The organism is Spirosoma lacussanchae (assembly GCF_005870035.1).
Taxonomy (GTDB): Bacteria; Bacteroidota; Bacteroidia; order Cytophagales; family Spirosomataceae; genus Spirosoma; species Spirosoma lacussanchae.
This window is the reverse complement of the sequence record NZ_SWJG01000004.1, coordinates 423,304-436,479: the sequence shown is the minus strand read 5'-3', so window position 1 is coordinate 436,479 and position 13,176 is coordinate 423,304. Positions and strand designations below refer to the sequence as shown.

Here is a 13,176-nt window from a genome sequence, read left to right as displayed (position 1 = left end):
GGTCCCGACTGTCACTACTGCGCGTAGTAACAGTCGGGACCCATTTTCGCGAGTTAATCGACCGGTTTCGGAGCGGGTTTCGGAGCGCTCCACTTTTTGGGATGCTGCGGACGGGTGTTGCCATACGACCCCATCGAAATTTTGCCTTTCCGTGACTTCTTGTCGCCTTTTCCCATAATAATTAATTGATTTAATGTACATTACTAGTGTATGAAGCCTGAAAAAAGGTAATCCTACCCGCTGCTTATTTTGTCATCTTTACGCCCTTCGTTTTCAACCGCTGATTGCCCATGCCGTACCGACATACAGTTCGTCAAACCAGGTATGTATTCGATGATTTGCGGACGCTGCTGGCCCGCGCCACCTCCCGGCGGTCGGGCGATGAACTGGCGGGCGTAGCGGCCCGGTCGGCCGAAGAGCGGGTGGCAGCTCAGATGGCCCTGGCCGACCTGCCGCTCACCACCTTTCTGGCCGAAGCCGTCGTGCCGTACGAGCAGGACGAAGTGACCCGGCTCATCATCGACTCGCACGATGCCGGGGCGTTTCAGCCGATCCGGCACCTGACCGTGGGCGGCCTGCGCGATTACCTACTAAGCCTGACAACCGATACCGAAACGCTTCGCCGGCTGCAGCCGGGGTTAACCCCCGAAATGGTAGCGGCCGTCTCGAAACTGATGCGGAACCAGGATCTGATTACGGTGGCGGCCAAATGTGAGGTGATCACCCGGTTTCGGAATACTATCGGTCTGAGCGGTCGACTCAGCACTCGGCTCCAGCCTAATCACCCCACTGATGATGTGCGGGGCATTGCGGCCAGCCTGGTCGACGGGCTGCTCTACGGGGCTGGAGATGCCGTAATTGGTATCAACCCCGCCACGGATCATGTTCAGACAACTATTCGGCTGCTGGATATGCTTAACAGCGTTCGGGAACGGTTTTCTATTCCGGCGCAGACCTGTGTGCTGAGCCATCTGACTACGACTTTACAGGCGATAGAGCAGGGCGCTCCCGTCGATCTGGCGTTTCAGAGTATTGGTGGTACCGAAGGCGTGAACGCATCCTTTGGGGTGAACCTCGGCTTATTACAGGAAGGGCTGGAGGCAACCCGCTCGCTGAAGCGCGGTACACTCGGGCAACATGTAATGTATTTTGAAACGGGGCAGGGGAGCGCGCTATCGGCCAACGCCCACTGTGGGCTGGATCAGCAAACCGCCGAAGTCCGGGCCTATGCCGTAGCGAGGGCGTTTGAGCCGCTGCTGGTCAATTCGGTGGTTGGGTTTATCGGTCCTGAATACCTGTATGACGGCAAACAGATCATTCGCGCCGGGCTGGAGGATCATTGCTGCGGCAAACTACTCGGCTTACCGATGGGTGTCGATATCTGTTATACCAATCACGCGGAGGCCGACCAGGACGATATGGACACCCTGCTCACGGTACTCGGCACCGCCGGGGTAACGTTCATCATGGGTATTCCGGGCGCCGATGATGTGATGCTGCACTACCAGAGTACGAGTTTCCACGATGCGCTGTACATCCGACAGCTGCTTAACCGCCGACCCTCGCCCGAGTTTGAACAGTGGCTTATGCGCATGGGCCTGCTAAACGACCAGGGTCAGCTACTACCTGCCGGCACGGGCCATCGGCTGCTGACCGGTATGTAGTGAGGTTCTATAAACGCCGGGCTTCAACACCCTCTTTCGTAATCCGAACCGGTTTGATGGCGCCTTTTTCGTCGAAGTACAGTTTGTCGATGCAAGTTTCGCGGTGGTTACCATCGGTTTCGGTAAGCGGACGGCGGTGGTAGATGATGTACCAGTCATCGGTGCCGGGCACGTTGATGACCGAATGATGGCCAGCACCGGTCGCCACGGTCGGGTCCTGCTGCAACACTTTGCCAACGCGTTCGAATGGGCCGAACGGAGACGACCCCACCGCATAGGCTACCGAATAGTTGGGACCCGTCCAGCCGCCCTCCGACCACATGAAATAATAGCGTCCGTTTCGTACGAACATGATTGGTCCTTCTACGTAATTCTTGGGGGTAATCTCGCGGAACGTGGTGCCGTCGGCGAAGGGAATGAACCCCTTATAATCGCTTGTAAGCTGGGCAATATTGCAATGGCCCCAGCCGCCATAGATCAGATATTCTTTCCCATCGGTATCCCTGAAAACAAACTGATCGATAGGTTGAGCACCGTTATGAACTTCACCGACCAGCGGTTTGCCGATATGATCGAGGAAAGGACCGGCGGGGTTGTTGGCCACGGCTACCCCAATACCCCCTACTTCGCCGGGGTGGACATCGTTAGCGCCGAAAAAGAGAAAATACTGCCCACCTTTCTGCACGATAGCAGGCGCCCACATCGCTTTTTTGGCCCACTTCACCGCCGACGAGTCGAGAATGCGGGGGTGCTTGGTCCAGTTGACGAGGTCGGGCGAAGAGAAGGCATCAAAATGCACTTGTTTCTCATACTTGTCGGAGTATGTAGGGTAGATCCAGTACCGATTGCCGAAAATGGCTCCTTCCGGGTCCGCGTACCAGCCCGGAAATACCGGATTACCCGAGCGTTTGGTCGACTGGGCGGTAACGGACAGCGTGCTGAGTACTAAAACGAGCAAAGAAAGGCGTGTAAGAATAGTCATTCGAAGCAATGTTGTGGTGTTGTCAGGCGCTGGCATTTATAGGCCAGCGGGGTTTAGCTCCGCCTTGATTCGGCGGTATTGACGGGCAATATAGGCCGTACGGTGTTTCCGTGTATATAGCCCAGCCGAAAATTGCCGTACGCACTGGCCCGGATGCGTCGACTGTGGGCAAGCGACCGGATCGGAAAAGATAGATGGTGAACCGTACGCAGGCGTCTGGTCGCCTGCGGCACCGCTTGTGTGCCAGCTGTTGTTTTCGTAGGTTGCCTGTATGAATGCAGATTCGTGGTCTTTTCTACAGGCACATACCCGAGCGCGCATTGCGCAGGGGCGGGTTGGCAACAGTCTGCCGACCCGGGCGCTACTGGATTTTCAACTCGACCATGCCCGGGCTCGCGATGCCGTTTATTCGGTACTCGATGAAGAGCAACTGCTGAGCAATATCCAGGCGTTGGGAGCCGATGCCTACTCGTTCCAAAGTCAGGCTGGTGATCGCGCCGTGTATCTGAAACGGCCTGATCTGGGTCGCAGACTGCACGAAACATCAGTTGCCCACCTGACCCGTTTAGCCGCCGACAACGAAGGGGCGAACGGCTTCGAGCTGGCTATCGTCATCGTCGACGGCTTGTCGGCTACGGCGGTCAATACGCATGCGGTACCCGTTGTGTCGGCCCTGCTTCGGTTGATAAGCAGCCTGAGCTGGTCGGTGGCGCCGATCTGTCTGGTGCGGCAGGGGCGGGTAGCTATTGGTGACGAGATCGCGCACGGGTTGGGGGCTGAGCTGGTACTGGTCCTGATTGGCGAACGGCCGGGCCTGTCATCGCCCGATAGCCTGGGCGCTTACCTTACCTACAAGCCCCGTCCGGGTCTGACCGACGAGTCGCGCAATTGCGTGTCCAACATCCGCCCCGAAGGACTGCCCTATGAGCTTGCCGCGCAGAAACTCGCGTATCTGCTGACCGAAATGAAAACACGGCAGCTATCGGGCGTGGGGCTGAAAGATGAAATGCCTACACATACACTACCGAATACTTCTTACCCGGTAGTGATCGAACAAACCCCCGAAACTCCAGATTGAGCAGGAGCGAAGCCAGTCGGCCCATCGGAATCTGCGACTGCCAGCTCAGCTCGTCGATGTGCAGGTCGGCCGATTGCCGCAACAGGGCCAGGACCTGACTTTCTTCATCGGTTACGTCTACGGGCAGGGCCGGGGCTGTATGGCCGCGCGGATGCTGCCCCACTGGCTGATCCCAGTTCAGAGCTTCGATCAGATCCGCCGGGCTGGTATAAATCTGCGCTTTGTTTTCCCGGATGAGTTTGTTACAACCCGCCGAAAAGGTCTGGTTCAGCTGGCCCGGCACCGCAAAAACGTCGCGGTGGTAGTTGTTGGCATACTCGGCCGTAATGAGGGCGCCCCCTTTGGCGGCTGCTTCTACCACAACAATGGCATCGCTCAGGCCGGCAATGATTCGGTTGCGGGCCGGAAACAGGTGGGCGTCGGGTTTGGTACCTGGAATACTCTCGGTCAACAGACCGCCCTGGGTCAGCATCTCCTGCGCCGTTCGCCGATGGACCGATGGGTAAACTACGTCCAGTCCGCTGGCCATGACGCCTATGGTTGGCAGTCCGTTGGTCAGGCTGGCCCGGTGGGCGGCAATATCGATGCCATAGGCGAGGCCACTGATGACGGTGACATTATAGGGGGCTAGTGCATCGATTATATCGGTAGTGATTCGCCGACCATAGTCGGTGGCCTGCCGGGTGCCAACGAGACCAATGGTGCGGGGGGCGTTGAGGTCACCAGCGCCCTGCCAGTACAATAGGGCCGGGGCGTCGTATAAGGTTTTTAGTCGGGCCGGGTAGGCTTTGTCGGTGTAGAAAAGGGGCGTAGCGCCGAGGGTTTCGAGTCGTTTGAGTACCCGTTCGGCAGTTGTTAGCGCGTCGGAAGTACGAATGGCCCGGGCGGTTACGTCGCCAATGCCGGGTACTTTCAGCAGGCGGGCCAGGGGCGACTGGAAGACCTCCGGGGCCGATCCGCAGTAGCTGATCAGTTGCCGAATCAGAATACTGCCCAAGCCCGGAACAAGGGTGAGGGCAACTTGAGAATGAGCGTCGGTAGACACGTTCAGATAAAGCAAAGAAGTTACGGAAATGAGAAGGCTGGCGAGCAGCCTCTGCAAGCTTACTGTTTTTCAGGCGCAAACCCAACACAGGTGGCTTATCAAGGAATAGTATGTAAACTATCTATTAAATTGGTTGGTAAAAAGGTAGCGGTGAGATAATTACCCGGGCGCTGTTGGAAGAAACCGTGGGAGTATTTTTGTGAAAAGTTTCCTGTACAAAAAACACTGACCAATGCTTCCTAACAAACGTTTGCTATCCTCAACTGCGTTGCTTTCCCTGTTTATGGCCGTCGCCTGCAGTACCCAGGAAAATCCGGGCACTCAGCCGACCAATGAGGTAGTACTAAAGAACCAATCCGTTACGCCTGCCCTGGCCAAAGCTATGCCGGGCGTCAATAACGTAGAGATTTTTTCGCTTGTCGGCAGCGATGATAAACTGGATCAGTCGCCCAACTACGTTTTTGGCGGGTCGGCCGATGGAGCAGGTATGCTCAAAAACGCGGACGGTACGTATACGCTGCTTGTCAACCACGAAGACAACTTCGCCGTATCACGCATTACCCTCGACAAAACGTTTAAGCCGGTTAAGGGAGAGTATATCCTGAACTCCGATGGGGGCGTATGGCGGCTTTGTTCGGCCACGATGGCCACGCAGGAAGAACATGGATTTGGGCCCCTATACCTGACCTGTGGTGAAAGTGGTCAGGAGTCGAGAACCCACGGTGTGAACCCCTTCGGCGACGTAGGAACCGCGAGCGTGTCAAAGGAAATTGCCGGGTTGGGCCGCTGGAGTGCGGAAAACGCGGTGCCGCTGCCCAAGCAGGCCTACACCGGTAAAACCGCCATCCTGATTGGTGATGACGATTCTGACGTAAACGGGGGTCAGTTGGCTTTGTACCTTTCCAACACAGTGGGGGACCTCGATAACGGCTCGCTCTACATGCTGAAGCGCACCGATGGCAACCAGCGTGAAATGGATATGAAAGTGGGCGCTAAGTTCCCGGTGGAGTTTGTCAAGGTTGACAATCATAAAACGCTGACAGGTGCACAGATCAACGGCAAAGTAAACGACCTCAAAGCCATCAAATTTGGGCGGGTTGAAGACATCGATTACCGTAAAAAGAGTACCGGCCGCGAAGTGTATTTCAACGTTACGGGGCAGGCAAACTCTGGTCCGAACGCCGATTATTCGCGTTCTAAATACGGTCGGGTATACCGCCTGACGATGGATGCCGCCGATCCGCTCAAGGCAACGCTTGAAGTTGTTCTTGATGGTGACGACCGCGCAGGAATTGCCAAAACGTTTCAGAACGTAGATAATATCGTGGTGACGGAGAATTACCTCTACACCCAGGAAGACCCGAATAGCTATGGGGACGAAACCCACGATTCATACATCTACCAGTTGAACCTGAAAACGAACGAGTTTAAACCCGTTCTGGAGCTGGATCATCGCCGGACGGCTTCGGATGCCGCAAAATATAACGTAGGGGGCTCATCGCGTTTTGGTACCTGGGAGTATGGCGCTATGATTGATGTATCGGATCAGCTCGGATTGACTGATACTTTTATCATTGCCGTTCAGCCGCATACCTGGCGAGGGGATAAGTACAAGGCTGTTGACGGAGGGACCAAACGACCCGACGAAAACCAGGCCAGTCAGCTCATCGTCGTAAAAGGGCTGCCCCGCTAAAGTAACCGACGTATACTACGCAGCCTGACCAACCCCTGGTTGGTCAGGCTTTTTATGTCCTGATAAACCTAATTTTGCAGTTCGTGATATGCTTACCCCACAAACTTCGTCAAGTGTAACCCGTAAACGGACCCAGCCTGTATTCTGGATAGGTGTTGGCCTGGTGGGCTGTCTGGCGCTTTGGGGCCTCTATGAAGTGTTGATACCCCGGCAAACTCCACTGCAACGGGTTAAACGTGAATACCTTTATGATATCGCGCAGCTAGACTCTGCCGTGCGGCAACTGAATCGAGTTGTCATTGCGCAACTACCCGCCAGCCGGATTCAGGCTGCCTTTGATACGGCTCGTTTGGCGTATAAACAGGTTGAATTTCTGGTTGAGCTATACAACCCCGAAACGGCCAAAAGCCTGAATGGGCCTGCCCTGCCCGAAGTAGAAGAAGATGATGGGTTACAGCGGGAAATAAAGCCGGAAGGGTTTCAGGTAATTGAAGAACTGCTGTTTCCCTACGACCCGGCCAACCAGGACGAATTACGGGGACAGCTGGCCCTGTTGCAATCTAATGTAAGGCGGCTAACGCGGGTCGCTACGGATAACGAAATGACCGACAGCCACGTCTTTGATGCTATGCGGCTCGAAGTGTTTCGGCTCGTTTCGCTCGGCATCACCGGGTTCGATTCGCCCGTTGCCAACCATTCGCTGCCCGAAGCAGCCGCTGCGCTGCAAAGTCTACAGCAGCATCTCCGTTTTTATGACCTGCCTGACCAGCGACCCGACCTGGCTGAGCGGCTCGACAAGGCCTTTGCCGGTGCCATCGGGGCTTTACAAAAAGAACGCAGCTTTAACAGGTTCGATCGGTTCGGCTACATCACCCAACACGCCAACGTGCTGAGTAGTCTATTGCTCGACGCGCAACAAGCCCTTGGCATTCCTGTCTTTCAGGAAAGCCGTCTCCTGTCGGCTTCGGCCCGGACGCTCAACGACCCGGACGCTTTCGACCCGAGCTATTTTGTGAACAGTCGTGGTGACCGGGCTACGCCCAGCCGGATCGAACTGGGGAAAATGCTGTTCTACGACCCCATTCTGTCGGGTGAGGCCAATCGCAGCTGTGCCACCTGCCATCGACCTGATAAAGCGTTTACCGACGGAGAGCCGAAAAGTCTGGCTGTTGGGTTTGGTGGCCGGCGTATTGCCCGTAATTCGCCGACGTTGGTAAATGCAGCTTTTCAGGCCGCTCAGTTTGCCGATTCGAGGGTAACCTTTCTCGAAGACCAGGCCAGCGACGTACTTGAAAATGCCGATGAGATGCACGGCTCATTGCCCGAAGCCGTGAAAGCACTGCGGGCTAATACGTCCTACCGGACAACGTTCAGCAAAACCTACCGCGACGGGGTGACCGAACAAAACCTGAAAAACGCCATTGCGAGTTACGTGCGTTCGCTGACCAGCCTCGATTCTCGGGTAGACCAGGCCTTACGCAATCAGAACCAGGCTGCATTATCGGCCGAGGAGCGGCATGGATTCAATCTGTTCATGGGTAAGGCCAAATGTGCCACCTGCCATTTCTACCCGCTATTCAACGGTACGGTACCGCCTGCCTATCAGAAAACCGAGAGCGAGGTACTGGGAACACCCGCTACGGCCGATAACAACCAGCTTGACCCGGACCTGGGTAAATTTCAAACCACCCGAATTGTGATTCAGAAACACGCGTTCAAAACGCCGACCGTTCGTAACGTGGCCCAAACGGCGCCCTATATGCATAATGGCGTCTATCAAACGCTCGATCAGGTTATCGACTTCTATAACAAAGGCGGGGGCATCGGCCTGGGACTTTCTGTCGATAATCAGACCTTGCCAGGTGATAAACTGAATCTGACGCCCAGCGAAAAGCAGGCCCTAATCGCTTTCCTGAAAGCCCTGTAATTGTGTTCACCGGTTTAAAATCGCCCGCGAATCGAATCCGCCAGCCTGAAGGCCAGCACTATTCATGGGTCGTGCCGAGCCGGATTCTGCATTGATGAAGACAAATGTATAGCCCCGGTTTTTAAACTGGTGTATCAGGCACTATTCATGGATCGCACCGATTGAGATTTTACATTGATGGAGACAAATGAATAGCCCCGGTTTTCAAACTGGGGAAACTGGGAAACGGATTAAAATTCGATCGAGGAATCCGATGGCGCATTGCCGACCGGTGTGTTCAGGTCGTCGCGAATTTTTTCCAGAAATGATTTGATCTCACGCAGTTTGGCGATGTATCGGGCGTTCTGCTGGCGGTTGACATCCCGACTTTTCAGAAATTCTCGGGCACCGGCCAGGGTGTAGCCTTTAGCCTGCGTCAGGTCCAGAATGTCGCGGAGCAGGTCGAGGTCGGCCTGCGTATAAACCCGATCGCCAGAGCGATTTTTTCGGGGCTGGAGCATGGGAAACTCCTTTTCATAGAACCGTAACTTCGACGCGTTGATCCCGAATAACTCGGCTACTTCCTTGATGCCGTAATACAGTTTGCCCTCGCTTTCCATCTGACAAACCTGCCACGCAGACCCGAAAAACGCAAGTTTTCGTGTAAATTTGCCGACGCCCCGCCTGGTGGATCGACCGGTAGCCCCGGTTGAGCCCGAAATAAGCGATTAAGCGGGCAACTGATTGATTCTATTATGACTTCCCACGAAATACGTCGACATTTCCTCGACTTCTTCCGCTCCAAACAACACCTGATTGTGCCCTCAGCCCCGCTGGTTGCCAAGAACGACCCAACGCTGATGTTTAACAACTCCGGGATGGCGCAATTCAAGGACTTCTTCCTCGGTAATGGTACGCCACCGTCGCCCCGTGTGGCCGATACGCAGAAGTGCCTGCGGGTGTCAGGGAAGCACAACGACCTCGAAGACGTTGGTTTCGATACCTATCACCACACCATGTTCGAGATGCTTGGTAACTGGTCGTTTGGTGATTATTTCAAGAAAGAAGCCTTGACTTGGTCGTGGGAACTGCTGACCGAAGTATACAAACTTCCCAAAGACCGCATTTACGTGTCGGTTTTTAAGGGAGATGACCGGGATAACGTACCCTTCGACCAGGAGTCGTGGGACATCTGGAAAGAAATCCTCGGTCGCGACGGCGAACCGGACGAGTCGCGGATCATTCTGGGCAATAAGAAAGACAACTTCTGGGAAATGGGGGAAACGGGGCCATGCGGTCCCTGCTCCGAAATTCACATCGATCTGCGCTCGCCCGAAGAAGTAGCCCAGAAGCCGGGTAAAGAGCTGGTAAACGCCGACCATCCGCAGGTGGTCGAAATCTGGAATAACGTATTCATGCAGTTCAACCGCAAAGCCGACGGCTCACTGGAAGAACTGCCCGCCCGCCATGTCGACACCGGCATGGGTTTCGAACGCCTGTGTATGGCCATTCAGGGCAAACAGTCGAACTACGATACCGATGTGTTCTCGGGTACTATTCAGGTGATAGAAGAACTGTCGGGCCGGCAATACGAGGCTGGCAAAGGCATGTCTGACGTAGCGATGCGGGTCATTGCCGACCATATCCGGGCGGTGTCGTTCGCTATTGCCGACGGGCTGGTACCGAGCAACGCCAAAGCGGGCTACGTGATCCGGCGGATTCTGCGCCGGGCCATCCGCTATGGTTATTCGTACCTGAACCTGACCGAGCCGTTCATGACCAAACTTGTACCGACGCTGGCCATGCAGTTTGCCGATGTGTTCCCCGAACTGAACGCCCAGCGCGACTTTGTGGCTACCGTCATTCGCGAAGAAGAAATAGCGTTCCTGCGGACGCTCGGAACCGGACTGGGGCGTCTGGACCAGATCATTGGTCAGTTGGCGAGCGAAGGGAAGTCGGAGATACCCGGCGAAACGGTTTTCGAACTGAACGACACCTTCGGTTTCCCGGCCGACCTGACGGCGCTGATTGCCCGCGAAAAAGGGCTAAGTATCGATGAAGCGGGTTTCCAGAAAGCCCTGCAGGAACAGAAAGCCCGCTCGCGTAAAGATGCCACCTCCTCGGCCGGCGACTGGGTCGAGCTAAATGATGTTGATCGAACTGAGTTTGTAGGCTACGATCAGACAGAGATTGAAACGTTTATTGTCAAATACCGGAAGGTGCAGAACAAACAGGGAACCCAGTATCAGATTGTGTTGGGGCAAACTCCCTTCTATGCTGAATCAGGCGGTCAGATCGGCGATACTGGTGTACTGGTTGTGAGTCAGGGCGATGCGCAGAAAATCATACAGATAGTCGACACAAAGAAGGAAAACGATCTGTCTATCCTGATTGCTAACGAGGCTGATCTGGATGAAACGCTCGAGTCGGCCATCTCTGTTCGAGCTATCGTGAATGCTGATCGCCGGATGCTGACCTCCAGTAACCACTCGGCTACCCACCTGCTCCATGCGGCTCTGCGCGATGTGCTGGGTACGCATGTGGCTCAGAAAGGATCGTACGTAGGCCCGGATGCCCTTCGCTTCGACTTCTCCCACTTCAGCAAGGTTACCGACGAGCAACTGGCCGAAGTGGAGCGGATCGTGAACGAGAAAATTCGCGAAGACATCCAGCTCGACGAAAAACGCAACGTACCGATCGATCAGGCGAAAAATATGGGCGCCACTGCCCTGTTCGGCGAGAAATACGGCGACTTTGTGCGGGTTATCACGTTCGATCCCAACTACTCGGTCGAACTCTGTGGCGGTACGCATGTACCGGCTACCGGTCATATTGGGTTGTTCAAATTCACCGGTGAAGGCTCTGTATCGACGGGCGTTCGACGCGTGGAGGCTAAGACCTCGCTTGGCGCCGAAGAACTTGTCAACGAACAGATGGCGGTTGTCAGCGAGTTGAAAGAACTGCTCAAAGCCCCGAAAGACGTCGTTAAGGCGGTACAGGCGCTGCTCGATGAGCGCGTGGCACTGCAAAAACAGGTCGAAGCGCTGCAGAACGAAAAAGTACAACAGCTGAAGAACCAGCTGCTCGATAAAATCGAAAACGTGACCGGCGCCGACGGAGATGGACATGCGCGGCTGGTAGAACGCGTTGACGTACCCTCGGCCGACGCGCTGAAGCAGCTCGCCTACGATCTGAAAGCGAAAGTCGACAACCTGGCCCTGGTATTGGGGGCCGACATCAACGGAAAGCCGCAACTGGCCGTCATGCTACCCGATTCGCTCATTCAGGGGAAAAATCTGAATGCCGGTCAGGTGGTGAAAGAGCTGGCCAAAAACATACGTGGGGGCGGGGGCGGCCAGCCATTCTTCGCTACGGCGGGTGGATCAGACGCATCAGGTCTGGATGCGGCTCTGGCACAGGGCAAAGCGTTGCTGGCGTAAACCGAAATCCAGCTTTGGCGTACAAGCCGAAGCTGGATGCTTACTCCCAGGCCGGCCGCTGGCATTGTTTGTCGACACCCATTCCCGTATCTGTACTAAAAACCAGTAACCAAAAATTATATGAGTCATCAATCGCGTAGAGCATTCGTTAAAGGGAGCGTAGCGGCCGGTCTGGGTGTCAGCTTGCCTGAGGTTTCAGCTCCCAAAGAGCTATTTGTTCATCACGTTATGTTCTACCTGAAAAACCCCGGTAGCGAAGCCGATAAGGCCAAGCTACTGGAAGGGCTGAACAAGCTGGCCAAATGTCCAACCATTAAAATGGTGCATATCGGTACCCCGGCGGCTACCAACCGCGCCGTGATTGAGCGGACCTACACCTATTCATGGCTGTGCTTTTTCGACAGCCCGGCCGATGAAGAAGCGTACCAGAAGCACCCCATTCACGACGAGTTTCGCAATAACTACGCATCGCTCTGGGAGAAGGTTGTTATCTACGATGCTGTAGGCCCGAAGCGGTAGTTATTAGCGTGTTAATGAATCAACCCATTGGTGTATTTGATTCGGGCTACGGTGGCCTGACCGTTTTGCGGGAAATTGTCCGGACGTTACCCCAGTACGACTATGTCTATCTGGGCGATAACGCCCGGACGCCCTACGGTACCCGCTCCTTCGACACCGTTTATCAGTACACCCTCGAGTGCGTCCGGCATCTGTTCGACCGGGGGTGCCGACTCGTCATCCTGGCCTGTAATACCGCATCGGCCAAAGCACTGCGTAATATTCAGCAGCTCGACCTGCCCCGGCTGGCGTCTGACCGGCGGGTGTTGGGCGTGATTCGACCGACCACCGAAGTGATCGGCACGTATTCGCAAACCGGAGAAGTCGGCATATTGGCTACCCGCGGAACGGTAACATCCGAGTCGTACGTGGTAGAGATCGAAAAATTCTTTCCGGAACTACGCGTTTTTCAGGAAGCCTGTCCTATGTGGGTGCCGCTGGTCGAAAACGGCGAGTATAACAGCCCAGGTGCCGACTATTTCGTGAAGCAGCATATTGACCGGGTGATGGCGCATTCATCCCGGATCGACACCTTGTTGCTGGCCTGCACGCACTACCCACTGCTTCTCGAAAAAATTCGCCAGTTTGTGCCGCCCGGCATGACCATACTGAGCCAGGGCCATATCGTTGCCGACAGCCTGGTCAACTACCTGCAGCGGCATCCGGCATTGGAAGCCCAGTGCAGCCAGGGCGGGCAGCGCACCTTCCTGACGACCGACTCGCCCGCTGATTTTGACCGGCAGGCTACTGTCTTCTATGGCGAATCGGTCCAATCGGCGCATCTGGCGTTGTAAAGGGGCTTTTGCTACA

Annotated in this window: 11 protein-coding genes; 7 read left to right on the top strand and 4 right to left on the bottom strand. The window is 55.3% G+C overall.

Translation table 11 applies throughout. From position 1 onward, the window contains the following. Nucleotides 1-53: 53 nt before the first annotated feature. Nucleotides 54-176, bottom strand: coding sequence for a 30S ribosomal protein THX (locus FBR45_RS17740; protein WP_138504697.1), 123 nt, complete (start codon nt 174-176; stop codon nt 54-56). Between the two features lie 114 nt (nt 177-290). Here FBR45_RS17740 and FBR45_RS17735 point away from each other — a divergent pair, with 114 nt between their 5' ends. After that, on the top strand, nt 291-1,664 hold the full coding sequence (locus FBR45_RS17735; RefSeq protein WP_138504695.1) for an ethanolamine ammonia-lyase subunit EutB: 1,374 nt from the start codon (nt 291-293) through the stop codon (nt 1,662-1,664). 7 nt (nt 1,665-1,671) lie between these two features. On the opposite strand, the gene FBR45_RS17730 is transcribed toward FBR45_RS17735, so the two are convergent. Continuing rightward, entirely contained in the window at nt 1,672-2,646 is a 975-nt protein-coding gene (locus FBR45_RS17730; protein WP_138504693.1) for a glycoside hydrolase family 43 protein, read from the bottom strand. 271 nt (nt 2,647-2,917) lie between these two features. Here FBR45_RS17730 and eutC point away from each other — a divergent pair, with 271 nt between their 5' ends. Next, the gene (eutC, locus tag FBR45_RS17725; protein WP_138504691.1) at nt 2,918-3,724 is read left to right on the top strand and encodes an ethanolamine ammonia-lyase subunit EutC; all 807 of its coding nucleotides are present in this window, start codon (nt 2,918-2,920) and stop codon (nt 3,722-3,724) included. On the opposite strand, the gene dprA is transcribed toward eutC, so the two are convergent. Beyond that, complete coding sequence (gene dprA, locus FBR45_RS17720) at nt 3,657-4,769, bottom strand: DNA-processing protein DprA (protein WP_138504799.1); 1,113 nt, start codon at nt 4,767-4,769, stop codon at nt 3,657-3,659. The two genes, eutC and dprA, sit on opposite strands and share 68 nt — an antisense overlap. A 232-nt stretch (nt 4,770-5,001) precedes the next feature. Here dprA and FBR45_RS17715 point away from each other — a divergent pair, with 232 nt between their 5' ends. Next, complete coding sequence (locus tag FBR45_RS17715; protein ID WP_171044916.1) at nt 5,002-6,462, top strand: hypothetical protein; 1,461 nt, start codon at nt 5,002-5,004, stop codon at nt 6,460-6,462. A gap of 88 nt (nt 6,463-6,550) precedes the next feature. After that, a complete protein-coding gene (locus FBR45_RS17710; protein ID WP_138504689.1) occupies nt 6,551-8,389 on the top strand; it encodes a cytochrome c peroxidase in 1,839 nt (612 codons plus the stop codon). A gap of 230 nt (nt 8,390-8,619) precedes the next feature. On the opposite strand, the gene FBR45_RS17705 is transcribed toward FBR45_RS17710, so the two are convergent. Further along, the gene (locus tag FBR45_RS17705) at nt 8,620-8,988 is read right to left on the bottom strand and encodes a MerR family transcriptional regulator (RefSeq protein ID WP_138504687.1); all 369 of its coding nucleotides are present in this window, start codon (nt 8,986-8,988) and stop codon (nt 8,620-8,622) included. Nucleotides 8,989-9,123: 135 nt separating this feature from the next. On the opposite strand from FBR45_RS17705, the gene alaS reads away from it, so the two are divergent. From alaS to murI, 3 genes are all read left to right on the top strand, one after another. Next, nucleotides 9,124-11,808: an alanine--tRNA ligase gene (alaS, locus tag FBR45_RS17700; RefSeq protein ID WP_138504685.1), complete on the top strand. Its 2,685-nt coding sequence runs from the start codon at nt 9,124-9,126 to the stop codon at nt 11,806-11,808. 120 nt (nt 11,809-11,928) lie between these two features. Then, nucleotides 11,929-12,327, top strand: coding sequence for a Dabb family protein (locus tag FBR45_RS17695; RefSeq protein ID WP_138504683.1), 399 nt, complete (start codon nt 11,929-11,931; stop codon nt 12,325-12,327). Nucleotides 12,328-12,341: 14 nt separating this feature from the next. Continuing rightward, complete coding sequence (gene murI, locus FBR45_RS17690) at nt 12,342-13,160, top strand: glutamate racemase (protein WP_138504681.1); 819 nt, start codon at nt 12,342-12,344, stop codon at nt 13,158-13,160. The last annotated feature ends 16 nt before the right edge of the window (nt 13,161-13,176 follow it).